Raw genomic sequence first — 19,104 nt, 5'->3', positions numbered from 1 at the left:
ACGGATCGACCTCCTGGGCCGCGCCCAGTCAGCGGGAAGGAAGGGGGACGGCCGGGTCAGCCGGCCTGGTGCGCGCCGGTCATGAGCGCGGCGAGATCGTCGGGGCGCAGGAACGACGGCGGGGGCGGCGGGCCCCAGTTGAACAGGCCCTTGGCGCCTTCCAGCGTCTCCGGCGTCCAGAGCTGGTCGTCGAGGATGCTGTCCATGTCGGAGTAGTACTCGGAGAAGTTGCCCGCGGGATCCTTGAGGTACCAGAAGAAATTCGACCCGGCGTGGTGGCGGCCGAGGCCCCACACGTGCCGTTCCGGATGGTCCTCCAGCATCGCGGTCGCGCCGCGGCCGACCTCGTCGACGTCCTCGACCTGCCACGACGTGTGGTGCAGGAAGGCGACCGGCGCGGCGAGCGCGAGCACGTTGTGGTGGTCGGTCGAGCAGCGCATGAAAGCGCCGTGCCCCTTGATCGCGTCGCTGGTCTTGAAGCCCAGGCCGGCGGTGAAGAACCGGATCGTGCGCTCGTGGTCGGGGGAACCGACGACGACGTGGCCGAGCTTGCGCGGACGCACCGGTCCGGTGCGCAGTACGCCGGGCGCCCGTGTGCTCGTGCGCTCCAGCCTCCCGGGTCCGTTGTACGGCGTGGGCGGCTCGGGATCCTGGTGCAGCCGTTCGGCGATCCGCACGACCACCTGGAATCCGGTGACCGGTTCGCGGGTGACCAGCGTGTCGCCCGCGATGTCGGCCTGGATGTCCAAAGAGGACAGCTGGCCGCGGATGCGGGCGAGATCGTCCGGCTCGTCCGCGCCGATGCTCAGCTCCATCAGCTGCCGCCGCGGCGCGTGGACGATCTTCAGCTGACGGCCGCCGTCGCGGGTGCTGAACCAGCCGTCGGCGTCCTCGGCGAGCCCGAATTCGCGGTAGTAGCGGGCGGTCGCGGCGACGTCGGGCACGCCGACGACGAGCGAGTTCAACCGGTGCAGTCCCATTGTCCAGCCCTTTCGCTAAGCGGCGACCATCCGTTGCCGCAGTTCGCCGATGCCGTGGACGTAGCTGACGAGCTGGTCGCCCGCCTTGAGGTAGCGCTGCGGCGTGCGGCCCATGCCGACGCCGGACGGGGTGCCGGTGAAGATGACGTCGCCGGGCAGCAACGGGGTCACCGCGGACAGCCGGGCGATCAGCGCGGGCACGGAGAACACCATCTGCGAGGTGCGGCCCTTCTGCACCTGCTCGCCGTTGACGAGCGCGCCGAGTTCGAGGTCGTCGCGATCCGGCAGCTCGTCCGGCGACACGACCACCGGGCCGAGCGGCCCGAACCCGGGATGGGACTTGGCGAGGCTGAACTGCGGGGCCGGTCCGGCCAGCTGCAGCAGCCGTTCGGAGATGTCCTGCCCGACGGTCAGCCCGGCGACGCAGTCCCAAGCCTGCTCCTCGGCGACTCGTTCGGCGCGCTTGCCGACGACCGCGACGAGTTCGACCTCCCAGTCGACGTGTCCGCCGTCCGGGATGACGACGTCGCCGTACGGGCCGCTGAGGCAGGTCGGGAACTTGGTGAACACCGGCGGCGTCTCGGGCACCGCGAAGGACGATTCGGCCGCGTGGTCGGCGTAGTTGAGGCCGATCGCGAACACCTGGCGCGGCGCCGGGACCGGATTGCCCAGCTGCTCGTCGCTGACCGGCCGTTCGAGCGCGTGGCCCGCGCCGATCGTCGCGGCGAATTCCGACAGCTCCGCCCAGCGCTCGTAGGCCTGCTGGACGTCCGGGCCGAACCGCCCGCCGCTGGCCTCGGCCGCGTCCACCGCCTTTCCCGGTGCGGTGACCAGTGCCAGTCGTCCGTCCACAGTGGCGACTTTCATGCGGGGCTCCTTCGCGTCCGGCTTCGGTGCCCTCCAGTTGTACGCGCTGAGATTCGATGAGGCAACAAACTTTCGAAAGTTGCCAGAGGATTCGTATCCGCTAGAGTGGACGCCATGGCAGGGGACACGACGCGCGCCGAGGGCGTCTACCAGCAGCTCCGGGCGGACATCCTGGGCGGCCGGATGATTCCCGGGCAGCGCCTCAAGTTTCCCGAACTGTGCGAGCGGTACTCGACGAGCGTCGGCGCGGCCCGCGAGGCGCTCACCCGGTTGACCGCCGAGGGGCTGGTGAAAACCAGGCCGCACCTTGGCTACACGGTCACGCCGCTGTCGCACGAGGATCTCGCAGACCTGACGAAGGCGCGCCTGGAGATCGAATCGCTGGTGCTGCGGCTGTCGATCCTCGAAGGCGACGTGCAGTGGGAGGCCCGCGCGGTGGCCGCGCACCACCTGCTGGAGCGGACCCCGTTCACCGACCCCGTCGACCCGGACCGCCCTGCCGACGCCTGGGTCGCCGCGCACTCCGACTTCCACCTGGCCCTGTTCGACGGCTGCCGCAACCGCAGGCTGGTCGCCACCGCGCGCGGGCTGCGCGAGGAAGCCGAGCTGTACCGGCAGTGGTCAGTCTCGTTCGGACAGGAACCCGACCGGGACGTGCCGGGCGAGCACAAGGCGATCCTCGAAGCGGCACTGGCGCGCGACGCGGACCTGGCGGCCGAACGGCTCCGGGACCACATCGCGCACACGGCGCAGCTGCTGATCAGCTGCGCCGAGGACGAACCGAACCGGCCTTGACCCGGAACTCGGCGCTGCGGTCCGTGAAGGGCTCCTTGAGGGAATCTGGTTCCCTCAAGGAGCCCTTCACGGACTTGAGGTGGCGGCAGCGGCCGGAGTGAAGTTCTCCCGGTGGATCATCCGCGGCGCCATGCGGCGGCGTTTGAACGCCTTCACCCCGGCGTCGACCATCGGCGGCGGCCCGCAGAGCCAGCCTGACCAGCCGCGGGCGCTGGGGACGTCCTCGAGGAACTGGTCGGTCGGGAAACCGGTGCGATACGTGCTGTTCCCGGGTTCGTGCGACAGCACCGGAAGGAACGAGAAACCCGGGTAGCTGTCGGCGAGTTCGGCCATCAGGTCGAGGTCGTAGAGGTCGGCCGCACCGCGAACTCCTTGGTACAGCACCACTTTCCGGCTCGGGTCCCGGGACAGCGCGGTGCGGGCCAGTCCGATCAGCGGGGCGAGGCCGGTGCCGCCGCCGATGAGCGCCATCGGGCCGCCGTCGTCCTCGTCCTCGGGCGGCAGGAAGAAATCGCCGAGCGGGCCGGTGACCTGGACCTGTTCTCCGACGGCGAGACCCGCGAAGATCCACTGTTCGGTGGCCGCTCCGCCGGGCACCAGACGGACGTGCAACTCCAGAACTTTGTCCTCGTCGGCGGTGTTGACCAGCGAGTACTGGCGACGCACGCCGGTGCCGGGCACGGTCAGCTCGACGTACTGGCCCGCGTTGAACGCCAGCGGTTCGGGCAGGCCGAGCCGCAGCCGCCGGGTGTCGCGGGCGATGTCCTGGATTTCGCGGACGGTCGCGGTGAGGTCGCGCAGCGGGTGCGTGGCCCGGGCGGCGCCGCCGGAGGTTTCGACGACGACGTTCGAGCGGAGCCGGGCCTGGCAGGCCAGCGCCAGGCCCGCCGCCCGCTCGTCCTCGGTCAGGGTGTCGGCGGGGGAGTCGCGGTGGTCGACGGCGCCGTCGACCACGCGCAGCTTGCAGGTGCCGCAGGTGCCCTGGTTGCAGGAGTTCGGCATCCAGACGCCGGCGCGGAGGAAGGCGTCGAGCATCGGCTGGTCCGGCCCGCAGGCCACTTCCCGGCCGCCGACGGTCGCGGTGAAGGACATGTCAGGCCTCCCAGGCGACGTGCAGCGACGTCGGCCCGCGGAAGCCCCAGCCCCAGAACTCGACGTCCGAGGAGGTGTCGCGCTCGAGGTTCGGGATCGACTCGAACAGTTCCTCCAGCGCGATCCGCATGACGTGGTTGGCGAAGTAGATCCCGGCGCAGGCGTGGTTCCCGGCGCCGAACGCCAGGTGCGGCAGCGGGGGACGGTGCAGGTCGTAGCGGGTCGGGGCCTCGTAGACGCCGGTGTCGTGGTTGGCCGAGCCGTAGGACAGGATCACCGGCGTGCCCGCGGGCAGGTCGACCCCGGCGACGGTGACCGCCTTGGTCGAGATCCGCGCGGTGGCCGACCAGATCGGCGAGGTCCAGCGCATCCCCTCGGAGATCGCGCGGGGGATCAGCGCCGGGTCGTCCACGACCTGCTCGAGCTGGTCGGGTTCGCTGAACAGGCCGGTCAGCGTCGAGGCTATGCCGTGGCCCGGTTCCTGCATCGCACCGAGCAGGTGCACATAGATCGTCGGGTAGATGTATTCGCGGTCGCGGGTCTTGCCCGGCGGCATCCCGTCGTGCAGCCAGTGCGAGATCGCGGTGTCGGCGGGTTCGGCGATCCACCGGTCGATCAGCGGGTCGACCGTCGCCTGGATCTCGGCCTTCGCCTCGTCGCCCTGGACGAACCCCTCCGGGTTGGCGAATTCGCCGTCCTCGGTCATCGCCGCGTTGGTGAAGGACCGGCTCAGTTTCGCGAACCATTCGCGCAGTTTGTCCGAGCTGACGCTCTGCAGCCCGAGCAGGTCGCCGAGGGAACGGACGCTGACCGGTTCGCAGTACTGGGAGACGAGTTCCGCGCGGCCGTCGTTCTCGAACTTCTCCAGGTAGCCGCGGGCGATGGGGCGGACGAGGTCGTCGATCCACCGGTCGACCTCGACCGGCTGCAGCGCGGGCTCGACCATCGAGCGCAGGTCGGCGTGGATGTCGCCGTTCACCCCGATGATCGCCGGATGGCCGAAGGTACGTCCGCCGGCCGGGGTGATGACGGCTTCGAAGTCTGGGCTGGTGGCGATCTCGCGGCAGATCTCCGCGGTCGTCGCCACGTATGAGCCGAGCACCGGCACGTACGCCAGCGGGGCCTCGCGGCGCAGCCGTTCGTACGGCTCGTACGGGTTGCGCTCCAGCTGGGCCATGGTGATGTCGTCGATCCAGGACAGGTCCGGGGCGGTGGTGCTGTTCGTCGTCATTGACGCGGCCTCCTTCGTGCGTGGTGGGGCGAAGGTAGGTCCGCGCGGGCAGCGCCCACGACACGCGAAGCGCGGATCCAGTACGGATCGCGCGACGAATCCGGCGCTCCGCCGCTGATCAGCTAGCATGCGTCCATGTCCGCACGCCGTGGTGCGGCGCCGCGGGACTGGGAGCGAGTCTCGAAGTCGGTGGCCGACGCCTACTTTCCGCATCAGCTGACGCCGCTCGGCGGCGGCCGCGAGCCGCGGCTGACCCTGCGGACGCTGGACCTCGGCCCGGTGCTGATCGGGTACGTCGGATGGGGAGCCGACGTCGAGATCGCCTGCGACTACCCGTCCGCGTACGAGGTCAACCTGCCGCTGACCGGTCATCTCGCCAGCCGTGGCAGGCACGGTTCGGTGACGTCGGTGCCGGGACAGGCGACCGTCTTCCGGGCGGACACGCCTTCGCTGATCACCCACTGGGACGCGACCTGCACCGTGCTGGGCGTCAAATTCGACCGGGACTGGCTGGACCGCGAGGCCGAACGGGTCGTCGGCGCCGGGACCGTCCGCGTCGCCGGTGCGCTCCCGGACCAGTTGCCGCTGGAGCACGGTCCCGCGCGCGACTGGCGGCATCTCGTCGCCGGTCTTTCGTCGCAGATGCGCGACGGCTCGTTGTTCAGCGACCAGCCGATCGTCCGGGAACAGCTGGCCGGAGCGGTCGCGGCCGGATTCCTCCTCGCGGGCTGCCCCGATACCGGCCGCGTCCCGCCGCCGCGTCCGCGCGCGATCACGCGAGTGGTCGACGCGGTGCGCGCCGACCCGGCCCGGGCGTGGACGGCGGCGGACATGGCTGCCGTCGCCGGGACTACGGTTCGCCGGTTGCAGGAGAGCTTCCGGGAATGGGTCGGCTGCACGCCGACGGAGCATCTCGTCGGGGTGCGGTTGCAGCATGCGCGCGCGGATCTCGAAGAGCACCCGGAATTCTCGGTGAGCGAGATCGCGGCGCGGTGGGGATTTTCCAGCGCCAGCCGGTTCGCGGCGGCGTTTCGGCGGCGTTATGGGGAGTCGCCTTCGCAGGCTCGTTGAGTCTTCCGGTGGAGCGAGGCGCACCAGCGCGCGAGCGGGTCTCGGCGGTGCGAGAGTGGAAGCGTGTTCGACACCTTCGCCGAATGGGACGTCTCCGTCAGCGACTCAGTGACCATCCACGGGCGAAGTGGCGGGGAAGGACCGCCCGTGGTGTTGCTGCACGGGCATCCCCGGACGCATACGACTTGGTACCGGGTAGCTCCCCAGCTTGCCGAGGCGGGATTGACCGTGGTGTGCCCGGATTTGCGCGGGTACGGCCGATCGGCCAAACCCGATCCCGACGAAAACCACGAGGTCTACTGCGATCGCGCGATGGCAGCCGACATCGTGGCTCTGATGCGCAGCCTCGGCCACCGCCGATTCGCCGTCGTAGGACACGATCGCGGCAGTTACGTCGCTTACCGCACCGCGCTGGACCATCCCGATTCGGTGTCCCGTCTCGGCGTCCTCGACAGCGTGCCGATTCTCGAGGCGCTCGAACGCGCGGGCACTAAGTTCGCCACGGCGTGGTGGCACTGGTTCTTCCTCGGTGCCTCCCCGCACGCGGAGCGGGTGATCACGGCGGATCCCCTTACCTGGTACCGCCCAAATGAGAAAGCCATGGGGCGCGAGAACTATCTCGACATGACGCGCGCGGTCACGAATCCAGCCACCGTCCGCGCCATGCTGGAGGATTACCGCGCCGGGCTGACCGTAGATCGTGCCCATGACGAGGCGGACCGGGCGGCACAGCGCGTCATCTCCTGTCCGACTCTCGTCGCCTGGTCTGTCAGGGACGACATGGAGGACCTTTACGGCGATCCGGTCGGTATCTGGCGGTCGTGGGTCAGCGGCGAGCTGACGTCCGCCCGCATCGAGTCCGGGCACCACATGGCCGAGGAAAATCCGGACCAGCTCTCGGAAACGCTGGTTCGGTTCCTCCGGTAGCCGCTGGTCCGTTCCACGCGACAGCTTCCCTCGTCCGGGTGTTTGCCTCGCTCTCCACCGGGTATCAGGACCGTGCTGGCGATGGAAGGAATTCGAGGGCAGCGGGTCGGCGCGCGGAGGATGACGAGAGCATGACGGGAAATCTGTCCTCCTTGGTGTCGCGTGCGTTCCGCGGGGCGGGACAGGTCGCGGGTGTGGCCGTCGAGGCGGTCAGCCTCGGAACCGATGCCGTGACGACCGGAGCGGGTGCCAGCGTCCGCGCCACGACCTGTGCCGCGCGGGTGTTGCGCGACGCTGTTGTCCATGGGGCCAAGGGAACCGAGGCGGTGTGGCGGCACGGGCAGAAGCTCCACGTCGGACTACGGCCGGAATCCACTGGCGACGCGAGCCGGTTCGGACGCGTGGTGCGGAAGCTGGTCCGCGAGGCGGTGGCTCGACCCGACGTCCTCGCCGCCTATTGGGACGCCGGTCTGTCGCGGATGGTGCTGACGATGGCGGAAGGCGCGGCCAGCGACCGTTTGGTGGCCGCCGTGACGGCCCGCGCCCGGAAGCACGGGCTTTCCGTTGGCTCCCCGGACGAAGCGTCCGCCCATCCCGGCGATCTCAGCGCGGTCCAGACGCAGGCTGCCGCGCTGGCGATCAGCGGTGCCGGGCTCGCGATGGCGACGGCTGCTACGCCCCTGCGGCTGCGCCGTCCTCCGCAAGTGCTGTCTGCTGCGCTAACCGCGGTGCGGGAACATCCGCTCGCACAAGACTTCTTGCGCGCCAGGCTCGGCAGGCCTGGTGCCGAATTGGCGGTCGCCACGGCCAACGCCGCGCTGCACGGCATCGGGAAGTCACCCGCCGACCTCGCCCTCGACGTGCTGCTGCGCGCCGGGCAGCTCGCGGACGCGGTGGCGCAGGTGGTCGCGTTCGAACGGTCCTGCGACCGGCTGTGCGTGCCCGATCGCGACTGTCCGACCGCCCGGCCCGAACGCAGGCCAGCGCCGCCGGATCCGGTCACCGACTACGCCAAGACCGCGCTGACCGGCGGCCTCGTCGGCGCGGGGGCGACCGTGCTGTTCAAACGCGACCTCAGCCAGGCCAGTTCGGCGATCCTTGCCAGTTCACCCAAACCCGCTCGCTACGGCTGGGCTGCCTACGCTTCGGGCACCGGACTCGCCCTCGCGCGCGAGGGGGTGCTCGTCCGGAATCCAGACCGGCTCCGGCTGCTGCAAGCGGCCGACACCCTTGTGGTGCACAGCAACGCATTGTGCGGCGACCAGCGCACGGTGCTCGAGGCCCATCCCACTGACACCGAGTGGGCGGAAGGCAGGCTGTGGCAAGCGGCCTTGCACGCGGTGGACGGCGAAGACAGCTCCGTGCGGCTGCGGCCGGCACCCGACGATCCCGATGCCGAGACCGGGTTGATGATCGCCTCGGCCGACGGCGTGGACGCCGGAACAGTGCTCGTCGGATGGGTGCCCGATCCGCTGGCGGAGAGCGTGCTGGACGCGGCCGGGCAAGCCGGTCTGCGGATCGTGGTCGTCCAGGGCAGCTCGCCGGGCGCTGACGCCGCGCTGGCGGACGAGGTCGTCACCGATCGCGCGATGGCCGACGTCGTCACCGCGTGTCAGGGGGACGGCCATGTCGTGCTGACCCTGGCCCGCGTCCCGCCGAGCGCGGACGCGTCTGCCCGGGAGGAAGTGCTGGACGGCCTGCTGCGCGGCGATCTCGCGGTCGCGGTCGCGCACGGATGCGATGCCGCGGTGTGGGCCGCTGACTTGCTGTCGATCAGTGGCTTGGCGGGAGTCTGGCGTTTGATGCGCGCGGTGCGCAGTGCGCGTGCCGCTGGCGACCGGGCGACGACCTGCGCCGAGGCCGCGGCGGCTTTGTCCGGTCTGGTGGTCGCCACGGACGGGCACCGGCAGTGGCGGCGTCTGTTGTCGCCGTTGGCGCGGTTGAGTCCGGTCAACCTTGCCACCGGTGTCGCGCTGGCCGCGGGATGGCAGAGCGCCGTCGCCATGGCAGCGGAAGCGGCGCCGGCGCCGCGGCCGCGAGTCGCCTGGCACGCGTTGCCGCTGGAGGAAGTGCTGCGCAAGCTCGCCTCGGATCCGCGCCGCCGCCGATCTCGCCGCGCCGGTCTGCCCGAGCGCGCCCAGCACTTGGCCGCGGAGGCCGCCGAATTGCCCGGAACCGCGGCGGTGGCGACTGGGCTTCGTCTCGTCGGCGCGATGCGCGGCGAGTTGAGCGATCCGCTCACTCCGGTGCTCGCGGTCGGAGCCGCCGCGTCCGCGATTCTTGGATCCACTGTGGACGCGCTGCTGGTGCTGGCCGCGATGGGGGCCAACGCGCTCGTCGGCGGGGTGCAGGGCTTGCGCGCGGAGCAGGCTCTGGCGGGCCTCGCGGCGACTCAGACTCAGCAGGCCCGTCGCCTGGCCTCCTCGGACGCCGAACCGGAAGCGGTGGACGCAACCGACCTCCGGCCGGGTGACCTGGTGGAACTGCGAGCGGGCGACGTCGTGCCCGCCGACGCGCGGTTGGTGCGGCTGCACGACCTCGAGGTCGACGAATCGGTGCTGACCGGGGAATCCCTGCCGGTGCCGAAACAAACCGCGCCGACCCCGGCCTCGGACATCGCGGACCGCCGGTGCATGGTTTTCGAAGGAACCACCGTGGTCGCGGGGTCGGCTCGGGCGATCGTCGCGGACACTGGCGACCGCACCGAGGCCGGGCGCGCTGTGGCGTTGGCGTCCCGCACCGCGCCGGCCGCCGGGGTTCAAGCGAGGCTGCGGGAACTGACCAGCAAGGCCCTGCCGCTGACGCTGGCTGGCGGAGTCGCCGTCGCGGGTTTGTCGTTGCTGCGCGGGCGAACGGTGCGCGAGGCGGTCAGCGGAGGCGTCGCGGTCGCGGTTGCCGCTGTGCCAGAGGGACTTCCGCTGGTCGCGACGGTCGCGCAGATGGCTGCCGCGCGCCGGCTCAGCCGCCGGGGCGTGCTGGTTCGCTCCGCGCGCACGCTGGAAGCGCTGGGCCGGATCGACACCGTGTGTTTCGACAAGACCGGCACGCTGACGACGAACGAACTGAAGGTCATCAAGGTCGCGACGGCGAATGGCGAGGTTCTGCCGCTGGAGCGAGCTGCGGGCTCCGACGCTGCGACGCAGGTGTTGCGGGCCGGGGCGCGGGCTTGTCCGTCCGAAGAGGACAGTGCCCGAGCGAAGCACGCGCATGCGACCGACGCCGCGGTGCTCGCCGCGTCGCCGCCGGGTGAGGATTGGCAGCAGGTCGCTGGCCTGCCGTTCGAGGCGAGCCGTGGCTACGCGGCCGCGGCGGGCGTTGAGGGCGAGACCGGTTGGCTGGTGGTCAAAGGAGCGCTTGAGGTAGTGCTCCCGTGCTGCCCGGACGCCCCGGCTGATGTCCTTGCGCGGGCGGAATCGCTGGCTGGCTCCGGCCTCCGGGTGCTGGCGGTGGCTCGCCGGCGGGTGGGTCTGGACGGATTGCCCGAGGCCGTCGAGAAACCGTTGGCGGACTTGGAGTTCATCGGGTTGCTCGCGTTGGCGGACAGCCCGCGGCCCAGCGCGGCGCCGATGGTGTCCGGGCTTCGCGCGGCGGGCGTGAACCCGGTGGTGCTGACCGGGGATCACCCGCGCACCGCCCTGGCTGTCGCCGTCGAATTGGGCTGGCCCGAGGACACCTCGGTCGTGACCGGGCAGGAACTGGCGGCGCTGGACCGGGCCGGCCGGGCGGACCTGTTGCGCGAGGCCGGAGTGGTGGCACGGGTGGCACCGGAGCAGAAGCTGCAGGTGGTCGAGGCGCTGCGGGCCGCGGGCCGGGTCGTGGCGATGGTCGGCGACGGCGCGAACGACGCCGCTGCCATCCGGGCCGCCGACGCGGGCATCGCGCTGGCCGCACGCGGATCCGCGGCCGCGCGCAACGCCGCCGACATCGTGCTGACCGACGGCGATCTTCGGGTGCTGGCCGACACGGTCGACGAAGGACGGGCGCTGTGGCGCAGCGTCGCGGACGCGATCAGCATCCTGATCGGCGGCAACGCGGGCGAGGTGGGGTTCACCGTGCTGGGCACGCTGCTGTCCGGGGCTTCACCGTTGTCCACGCGGCAGTTGCTGCTGGTGAACCTGCTGACCGACATGTTCCCGGCGATGGCCATCTCGGTCACCCCCAGCGCCGCGCCGGACACCGGAGAGGACGTGGGCACCGGGTCGCTCGGCGCGCCGCTGACCCGGCAGATCCGCGACCGGGGCGTCGTCACGGCTTTGGGAGCGACCACCGCGTGGCTGGCCGGCACCTGGACGCCGGGCACCGCGCGCCGCACCAGCACGATGTCGTTGTGCGGCCTCGTCGGAGCGCAGCTGGTGCAGACCCTGTCCGGGCGCGAGCACAGCCCACTGGTCCTGGCCACCAGCCTCGGCTCGGCGGCGGTGCTGTTCGCGGTGGTGCAGACGCCGGTGGTGAGTCACTTCTTCGGCTGCACCCCGCTGGGCCCGGTCGCGTGGGCGGGGGTTGGCGGCGGCATCGTGGTGGCGAAGTTCGCGCCGCCGATGCTGCCGGTGGTGGAGTCGGTCGTTTCCCGGGTCGCGGCGAGGCTGCCGACCGCGACCCGGTGAGCTGAGACTGTCCGGAATGGACGGTCACGGCTTTCGGCCTGGCGCCGCGATCCGTCTCTCTAGCCGCGCGCCGCTCGGACCTCGGGCAGGCACCAGTGCTTTCCCGTAGTCCACCCGAGAAGACGCCGTCCGGTCCCGCCGCCGATCTGGCCCTCCGGGGTGAACCGGCCGCCTTCCACCACGTGTGCCAAGCCGGTCACGGCCGGGGTGAAGCGTTCGGCCAGGCCCGCTCGGGTTACCTGCTCGGCGAGCTCGTGGACGGTCGCCCGCTGAGTTTCGAGGTCGCAGAAACTCAGGAAGAACAGCGCCTGCCGCCAGGCGTAGGCCGCGTTCTTGACCGCATGCAGGGCCGCGTGGTGGTGGTCGGTGCGCGTCGCCAGCCGGATCACCGTCCACGTCAGCGACTCGGCGGCCAGTTCAGGCGCCGACGCCTGGAGCCGCTTCCGCAGATCGAGCGTGTGCACCAGGACTGCCAGGTTCTGCGTCGTGAGAATCTGGCTCTGCTCCAGCACCGTGCCGTTCATCGCGACCGAGCGGAGCCGCCACGACGTGCGGGTTCCGCCGGCTCGGGCGAAGCACAGGTCGGCGAAATCGTTGGCGGTGCCCTTCGCGAGCGCGCGGAACCGGCGCGGGCGGGGCTCCGACGTCCAGGATTCCGGCAGGTCGTAGTAGCGCGCGTAGAGCGTGCCCGCCATCGTGCGGCTCGTGAGTTCCGCTGCCGCCCGCCACTTCTCGGTGAACATGCCCGTGAAGATGTCGGCGGCGACCTCCTCGACCAGCGGCATCGGCAGCCCGGCCTGTTTCGCCAGCGCGCCCAGTTCGCGCACCAGCGTGTTCGGCAGGATCGCCTGCGGGAACGCGCTCAGCGCCAGCAGCACCGTCTGGGAGAGCGTCTGGCGGGCGGCCCGGGTGGCGTCCGGACGCCGCGTTCGCAGCCGGTCGAGCGCGTGGACCCAGGGGAGTTCCTCGATCCGGACCTGGTGTTCCAGGTCGAGCAGCAGCAAACTGCGGCGACGGCGGAAGGCCGCGTAGGTCTGCGCGTACAGCGTCGAAAGCTGCTCGTTGTCGAAGTTGGCGGCCAGCAGTTGCGCGGTGATCTGCGGCAGGACCGTCGCGAGGACGTCCGCCGACGTGATCACCTTCCGCGCGACCAGTTCCTCGATCGGCGCCTCCAGCGCGCGGGCGACCTTGGCGACCAGGTGCGCCGGCGCGTCCCCGGCGACCGGCTCGATCGACGGCAGCCCGCCGTCGGCCGGGAAGCGGTCCAGTCGTTCGGCCAGTGCGGCGGCGAGTTCGGCGTGCGTGGGCCGCGCGGCGACCGAGGCCTGCAGCGCTCGCAGCGCCGCCCGCGGTTCCGAGCCCGGCTCGCCGTGCTTGGTGATCGTGTTCGCCAGGGCACGGCGGATCCAGCCGACGTCCCGGCCGGTCAGTTCCGAGCTGTCGCGCTCGCACGCCCGCAACGCGTGGTACAGCCGGGTGAAGTTGCTCTTCGGGTGGACGTGGACTCCCGACGCGGTGTGCCGGAAGCGCGCGCTCGCGTAATCCTCGAGCCATTCGGCGCGACGCTGCTGCCAGTCCTCCGGCCAGGTACGGCACGGCCAGCCGCCGGTGACGCCGGTTTCGTCCAGCCGCGGCAGTTCGCCTTCGACGGTGTCGCACCACAGCGCGACCAGCCGGTCGAACAGCGGGTGCCATACCGTCAGCGTTTCCAGCATCGCCTTGATCGCGGGCGGGGTGCTCGCGGACCGCAGCGATTCCCGGACTTCGCCGACGGTGCTCAGCCGGACCAGTGCGCCCGCAGGTCGCGGCGCTGAGCCGGGCAGCGGGGCCAGGCGCAGACGATGCAGGTGCGGCCGCAGTTCGGCGATCAGGTCGAGCGCCGCTTCGGCGTGCCCGTGCTCCAGCAGCCACGCGACGGTCGGCAGCGCGGCGTCCTCCGGGACGTCAATCCGGTAGGACTCGGCGGCGAGCATGCCGCGCAGCGCGGCGAGCCCGGCGTCGGTGAGGTACCAGAGGTTGAGCCGTTCGCGGTCGGTCCGGCCCGGTCCGTCGGGGCAGAGAGCGGCCTCGGCGGGGGACAGCGGGACCTCGGCCAGGCACCGGCCGGTGGCGAACCCGCCGTGCACGACTTCGAGGGTCACCCACGCCGGAGTGCCCGCGACCGGGACCCGCGAGCCGATCCGCAGGGAACCGGTGGCCATGCCTGTGAGGACGTCCTGCCACCGGTCGGCCTTCGCGCGCGCACGACGGCGCGTCCCGCTGTCCTTCGCGGACAGGGCGGTGCGCACAGCCCGTTCGAGCTGCCCGTAGGCGTACCCCGGCGACGCGGTGTGTCCCATGTGGATTCCCCCTGTGGCCAAGACTTGGAGGCAGGATTCGAACCTGCGCCTTCCCGGGTAACAGCCGGGTGTTCTGCCTGCTGAACTACTCCAAGGAGCGGGGGTTGGACATGGAGGCGGGACTCGAACCCGCGCCCTCCCGGTTACGAGCCGGGTGATCTGCCGCTGATCTACTCCATGCCGTTCCCCGCGTCCGAAATCCTATGTCGCGGCGGGACAGCGCCGCCACTGATATTCCGGCTTACTCTGCGGGGTCGGGAAAATCCGGCAGGCCCCACCCGGCGGCCACTCGGTCCCGGGTGAGCACCGCGGACGGCAGCCCTTCGGCGAGCAACCGCCCGTCGCGCAGCAGCAGACAGTGGGCCGCGCGGCGGGCAACCGTGAGGTCGTGGGTGATGCGGACAACGGTCGTCCCGCCGCGCACTGTCGCGTCGAGCGCGTCGTCGATGAGGGTCTGGGCGTGCAGGTCCAGACCGGCCGCGGGTTCGTCTAGCAGCAGCAGATCCGACTGCTGGGCAAGGGCTTGGGCCACGAGCGTCCGTTGCCGCTGGCCGCCGGAGAGCGTGCCCAGCGGCTGGTCGGCGATCGACGCGATGTCCAGTTGCTCCAGGCAATCCTCGACGACCGTCCGGTCCCGGGCGGTGAGCCTGCGCCACGGGCCGCGGTGCGCCCAGCGGGCCATGGTCACCGTGGCGCGGACGGTGATCGGGAGTTCGCCGGACACCTCGCTGTACTGGGTCGCGTAGGCGGCGCGGAACCGGCTGGTGCGGTGCAGCGTGCCGGAGCTGATCGGCTGGATGCCGGCGATCACGTTGAGCAGGGTCGATTTCCCGGCCCCGTTCGCCCCGACGACGGCGGTGCTCCGCGCCGCGGGCAGCTCGGCGGTGATCCCGCCGAGCACCTCGTGCGACCCGTAGCCCGCGCGGACGTTCCGCAAGGTGACAGCCGGTTCGGCAAGGTTCACCAAAGCCCCCTTAAAGAGAATGAAAACCATTTCCACTATAGTGGCGCCGTGACCTGGTTGCTGACCCCCTTCGACGTGTCGTTCGTGCAGCGCGCGCTCGTCGCCGGGGTCCTCGTGTCGGTGATGTGCGCGCTGGCGGGCACCTGGGTGGTGTTGCGCGGGATGGCTTTCCTGGGGGAGGCGCTGTCGCACGGCATGCTGCCCGGGGTGGCGATCGCGTCGCTGGCGGGAGTGAACCCGCTGCTCGGCGCGGTGCTGAGCGCCGCGGTGATGGCCGGGGGAGTGACCGTGCTGGGCAGGTCGCGGCGGTTGTCGCAGGACACGCTGATCGGGCTGCTGTTCGTGGGGATGCTCGCCGCCGGCGTGATCATCGTGTCGCATTCGCAGTCGTTCGCGGTCGACCTCACCGGGTTCCTCTTCGGCGACGTGCTCGCCGTCGGCACCGGCGATCTGCTGGTCCTGGCGATCGCGCTGGGGCTGGTCGCCGCGGTGTCGCTTCTCGGCTACCGCCCGTTCGCCGCCGTCGCCTTCGATGTCCGCAAGGCCCAGACACTGGGGTTGCGGCCAGGTCTCGCGAACGCGCTGGTGCTGGCGCTGGTGACCGTGACCGTGGTCGCGTCGTTCCGGGTCGTCGGCACCTTGCTGGCGTTCGGGTTGCTGATCGGACCGGCGGCCGCGGCCACGTTCTGGGCGCGCCGCATCACGACGGTCATGGTGCTCGCCGCGCTGCTGGGAATCCTGTCGACGGTCGCGGGATTGCTCGTGTCCTGGCACTGGGGCACCGCCGCGGGAGCCAGCATCGCCGCCGCCGCGATCGCGCTGTTCTTCCTCTCCGCCCTGCTGTCCGCCGTCCGCGGCCGCCGTCGCTGAACGAATCCGTTGTCCGACAACAGAAATCGAGGACGCATGACGACATCTCCTGTCCGCCGGGCGGCGGGCGCGCTGGCCGTGGCGGCGCTGCTGGCCGCCTGCGGGCACGATCCGGCGGAGCAACCCGCCGCCACGCCGCACGGCTACGTCGAGGGAGCGGAGGAAACCGCCGAGGCACAGTCGAGACTGGTCGTCGCCGACGCCTCGACCGGTGCGGCGCACGTGCTCGACCTGATCACCGAGCAAGTCACGCCGGTCGGAACGGTGCAGGGCGCGCACGCGATCGCCGGGGACGGCCGGTTCGGCTACCTCACCGGCCGCGCCGACGGGGTCCGCGTCATCGACAGCGGCGCGTGGATGGTCGACCACGGCGACCACGTGCACTACTACCGCGCCGCGGTGCGTGAGACCGGAACCGCGCCGGGCCAGCAGCTGCTGGCCGCTTACAGCGATCCCGCGGTCACTGCACTGTCCTTTCCGGACGGAACTGCCAAGTTGCTGGACCGCGCGAAACTGGACCGCGGGTCGATCGCCGAACTCGGCACGATCACGCGGAGTCCGCATGCCGGGGTAGCGGTGCCCTATCGCGAACGCGTGCTGGCCTCGGTTGCCGATGGCGTGCGAGTGCACGATCGGCAGGGCAAGCAGGTCGCGGAGATCGGCCAGTCGTGCGCGGAACTGAGCGGTGCGGCCGTCACGCGACGGGGCGTCGTCTTCGGTTGCGCGGACGGCGCGTTGCTAGTCACCGAGAAGGACGGGACGTTCGCCGGGGAGAAAATCCCCTACCCGCGACCGGTCGGCACGGAGGAACGCGCCTCCAAGTTCGCGCACCGGCCCGGCAGCACGACGCTCGCTGCCGCGGCCGGGACTGACGCGGTGTGGGCACTGGACGTCCGCGCCCGGAAGTGGTCCCGGATCGAGACCGGTCCGGTCGCCGCGCTGAACGCTGTCGGCGAGGACGCGCCGGTCTTGGTGCTGACCCGGGACGGCGTGTTGCGGGCCTTCGACCCAGCCACCGGGGCGCAGCAGGCGCAAGTCCCGTTGCTGCCCGCGGTCAATGGCCCGGTCACCCCGGCGATCCAGGTCGACGCGACCCGCGCCTACGTCAACAACCCGTCCTCCGGCGAGATCTACGAGATCGACTACAACGACCACCTCCGCCGAGCCCGGACGCTCACCGTTCCCGGCAAGGCCAGCTACGTCGTGGAGACCGGCCGATGAGCAGAATCCGGGCCCTGCTGGTCGCCGCGCTCCTGGTCGTGTCCGGCTGTTCCGCCGCGGGCGCGAGCGGCGGTTCGGTGGTGGTGACCACGAACATCCTCGGCGACATCACCCGCCGCATCGTCGGCGACCAGGCCGGCGTGACGGTGCTGATGAAACCGAACGCCGACCCGCATTCCTTCGGTATTTCCGCCCAGCAGGCGGCGGAGGTCGAACACGCGGGGCTGATCGTCTACAACGGACTCGGGCTCGAGGAAGGAATGCTGCGCACGGTCCAGGCGGCCGAGCGCAACGGGGTCCCGGCGCTGGCGGTGGGCGAGCGGGTCGACCCGATCAGCTACGCCGCCCACGGCGGTCCGGATCCGCATTTCTGGACTGATCCCGGCCGTGTCCGCGCCGCCGTGCCGGTGATCGCCGACCAGATCGTCGCGCGAGTGTCCGGAGTGGACGGGAACGTGATCCGGGCCAACGCCGAACGGTACCGGCAGGAACTCGGCACGCTCGAGGACACGATGCGCCGCCGGTTCGCGGAAATCCCGCCGCAGCGCCGGAAACTGGTCACCAACCACCACGTGTTCGGCTACCTGGCCCAGCGGTTCGGCTTCCAGGTCGTCGGCGCGGTGATCCCGAGCGGCACCACGCTCGCCTCGCCCAGCGCGTCCGACCTGAAGTCGCTGGCCGACGCGGTGCGCGCGGCCGGGGTCCCGGCGGTCTTCGCCGATTCCTCCCAGCCGGACCGCCTCGCGCGGGTGCTCGCCGATCAGGCGGGCGTGCGGGTGCGGGTGAAGTCGCTGTTCTCGGAATCCCTCAGCGAACCCGGCCAAGGCGCGGCGACCTACCTGGAGATGATGCGCGCCAATACCGACGCGATCGTCGACGGCCTGGCCACGCCCTGATCTTCGAAACCGAGAAAACCCATCCCCACCAAGGAGAACGAAATGCCAGTGCCGCCCTACCGAACCGCCTGTGCCGCTCTCGCCGCGGCCGGGCTGCTGACGGTGACCGCCTGCGGATCCCCGGAGCCGCCCCCGGCAGCCGCACCCCAGACGGTCGCCGATCCGGTCGCGATCACCTACGACGGCGGGATCTCGCTGCTGGACGGGAAAACCCTGAAGGTCGTCAAGGACCTCCCGCTGCCCGGCTTCAACCGCCTCAACCCGGCCGGCAACGACCGGCATCTGATCGTGTCCACGGCCACCGGATTCCGGCTCCTCGACGCGGCGGGCGCGACGCTGACCGACACCGAGATCCGCGCCCCGAAGCCGGGACACGTGGTGCGGCACGCAGGAAAAACGGTGCTCTTCTCCGATGGCACCGGCGAGATCACGGTGCTCGACCCGGCGACGCTCGGGACCGGGAAACCGCCCGCGCCGCAGCACAAAACCCCGGAACCGCATCACGGCGTCGCGGTCGAACTGGCCAACGGCGAGCTGGTCGCCACGATCGGCAACGAGGACGCCCGGAACGGCATCGCGGTGCGGGACAAGGACGGCAAGGAGATCGCGCGCAACGACCAATGCCCGGGCGTGCACGGCGAAGCGACCGCTCAGGGCGAGACTGTTGTGGTCGGCTGCGAGACCGGCGCGCTGATCTACCGCGCGGGCAAGATCACCAAGGTGACCAGCCCGGACGCGTACGGGCGCATCGGCAATCAGGCCGGCTCCCCGCAGTCGTCGATCACGCTGGGAGACTACAAAACCGACAAGGAAGCGGAACTGGAGCGGCCGACGCGGGTCTCGCTGATCGACACCGAGAAGGCCAGCCTGCGGCACGTGGACCTCGGCACCAGCTACACCTTCCGCTCCCTGGCCCGCGGCCCGCAGGGCGAGGGCCTGGTGCTGGGCACCGACGGCAAGATCCACGTGATCGACCCTGCCGCGGCCCGCGTGACCCGGACGATCCCGGTGATCGGCTCGTGGCAGGAGCCGCTCGAATGGCAGCAGCCGCGTCCGGCGTTGTTCGTCCGGGGCGGGACGGCGTATGTGACGGACCCGGGCAAGAAGGAGGTCCACGCGGTCGATCTCGGGACGGGGGAGAAGACCGCGACCGGCACGCTCCCCGGCGTGCCGAACGAACTCAGCGGAGTTGTCGCAGAAAGCTGAGCAAATGGCTGGTGGGCGGCGAAACGTCGCCCACCAGCCAC

14 protein-coding genes and 2 tRNA genes are annotated in these 19,104 nt (G+C 71.1%); 8 read left to right on the top strand and 8 right to left on the bottom strand.

The features are described from left to right. Nucleotides 1–56: 56 nt before the first annotated feature. A complete protein-coding gene (locus FKO37_RS28735) occupies nt 57–980 on the bottom strand; it encodes a VOC family protein (protein WP_238606515.1) in 924 nt (307 codons plus the stop codon). A 15-nt stretch (nt 981–995) separates the two neighbouring features. Next, nucleotides 996–1,847: a fumarylacetoacetate hydrolase family protein gene (locus FKO37_RS28730; protein ID WP_037806359.1), complete on the bottom strand. Its 852-nt coding sequence runs from the start codon at nt 1,845–1,847 to the stop codon at nt 996–998. A gap of 114 nt (nt 1,848–1,961) precedes the next feature. Here FKO37_RS28730 and FKO37_RS28725 point away from each other — a divergent pair, with 114 nt between their 5' ends. Then, on the top strand, nt 1,962–2,642 hold the full coding sequence (locus FKO37_RS28725; RefSeq protein WP_037806357.1) for a GntR family transcriptional regulator: 681 nt from the start codon (nt 1,962–1,964) through the stop codon (nt 2,640–2,642). Between the two features lie 66 nt (nt 2,643–2,708). Here the strand turns inward: FKO37_RS28725 and FKO37_RS28720 are convergent, their stop codons facing one another. Together FKO37_RS28720 and FKO37_RS28715 are read right to left on the bottom strand one after the other, a co-directional pair. Continuing rightward, nucleotides 2,709–3,734, bottom strand: coding sequence for an FAD-binding oxidoreductase (locus FKO37_RS28720; RefSeq protein WP_238606514.1), 1,026 nt, complete (start codon nt 3,732–3,734; stop codon nt 2,709–2,711). A gap of 1 nt (nt 3,735) precedes the next feature. After that, entirely contained in the window at nt 3,736–4,965 is a 1,230-nt protein-coding gene (locus FKO37_RS28715; RefSeq protein WP_238606513.1) for a cytochrome P450, read from the bottom strand. A gap of 135 nt (nt 4,966–5,100) precedes the next feature. Between FKO37_RS28715 and FKO37_RS28710 the strand changes: the two genes are divergently transcribed. From FKO37_RS28710 to FKO37_RS28700, 3 genes are all read left to right on the top strand, one after another. Continuing rightward, nucleotides 5,101–6,036 (top strand): AraC family transcriptional regulator, encoded by a 936-nt coding sequence (locus tag FKO37_RS28710; protein WP_238606512.1) that lies wholly within the window; start codon nt 5,101–5,103, stop codon nt 6,034–6,036. A gap of 63 nt (nt 6,037–6,099) precedes the next feature. Beyond that, on the top strand, nt 6,100–6,963 hold the full coding sequence (locus FKO37_RS28705; RefSeq protein ID WP_238606511.1) for an alpha/beta fold hydrolase: 864 nt from the start codon (nt 6,100–6,102) through the stop codon (nt 6,961–6,963). 131 nt (nt 6,964–7,094) lie between these two features. Further along, entirely contained in the window at nt 7,095–11,567 is a 4,473-nt protein-coding gene (locus FKO37_RS28700; RefSeq protein WP_238606510.1) for a cation-translocating P-type ATPase, read from the top strand. A 59-nt stretch (nt 11,568–11,626) separates the two neighbouring features. On the opposite strand, the gene FKO37_RS28695 is transcribed toward FKO37_RS28700, so the two are convergent. The 4 genes from FKO37_RS28695 to aztA all read right to left on the bottom strand — a co-directional run bounded on the left by FKO37_RS28695 (nt 11,627) and on the right by aztA (nt 14,873). After that, the gene (locus FKO37_RS28695) at nt 11,627–13,906 is read right to left on the bottom strand and encodes a hypothetical protein (protein ID WP_238606509.1); all 2,280 of its coding nucleotides are present in this window, start codon (nt 13,904–13,906) and stop codon (nt 11,627–11,629) included. Between the two features lie 22 nt (nt 13,907–13,928). Further along, nucleotides 13,929–14,001 (bottom strand) — tRNA-Asn (locus tag FKO37_RS28690). A 10-nt stretch (nt 14,002–14,011) separates the two neighbouring features. Continuing rightward, nucleotides 14,012–14,086 (bottom strand) — tRNA-Thr (locus FKO37_RS28685). A gap of 61 nt (nt 14,087–14,147) precedes the next feature. Further along, entirely contained in the window at nt 14,148–14,873 is a 726-nt protein-coding gene (aztA, locus tag FKO37_RS28680) for a zinc ABC transporter ATP-binding protein AztA (protein ID WP_374204464.1), read from the bottom strand. Between the two features lie 45 nt (nt 14,874–14,918). On the opposite strand from aztA, the gene aztB reads away from it, so the two are divergent. From aztB to aztD, 4 genes are read left to right on the top strand one after another with little or no spacing between them, the layout of a single operon-like run. Next, nucleotides 14,919–15,740: a zinc ABC transporter permease AztB gene (gene aztB / locus FKO37_RS28675; RefSeq protein WP_043838566.1), complete on the top strand. Its 822-nt coding sequence runs from the start codon at nt 14,919–14,921 to the stop codon at nt 15,738–15,740. A gap of 36 nt (nt 15,741–15,776) precedes the next feature. Continuing rightward, nucleotides 15,777–16,961 carry a hypothetical protein gene (locus tag FKO37_RS28670; protein ID WP_238606507.1) on the top strand — a complete coding sequence of 395 codons (1,185 nt, stop codon included), beginning with the start codon at nt 15,777–15,779 and terminating at the stop codon, nt 16,959–16,961. Beyond that, the gene (gene aztC / locus FKO37_RS28665; RefSeq protein WP_238606506.1) at nt 16,958–17,857 is read left to right on the top strand and encodes a zinc ABC transporter substrate-binding protein AztC; all 900 of its coding nucleotides are present in this window, start codon (nt 16,958–16,960) and stop codon (nt 17,855–17,857) included. Before FKO37_RS28670 ends, aztC begins: the two co-directional genes overlap by 4 nt. Nucleotides 17,858–17,899: 42 nt before the next feature. After that, complete coding sequence (gene aztD / locus FKO37_RS28660) at nt 17,900–19,063, top strand: zinc metallochaperone AztD (protein WP_238606505.1); 1,164 nt, start codon at nt 17,900–17,902, stop codon at nt 19,061–19,063. Nucleotides 19,064–19,104: the final 41 nt, after the last annotated feature.

Source organism: Amycolatopsis sp. Poz14 (assembly GCF_006704225.1).
GTDB lineage: Bacteria > Actinomycetota > Actinomycetes > Mycobacteriales > Pseudonocardiaceae > Amycolatopsis > Amycolatopsis nivea.
The sequence above is the reverse complement of the archived record's forward strand: the minus strand, read 5'-3'. Positions and strand labels throughout refer to the sequence as shown.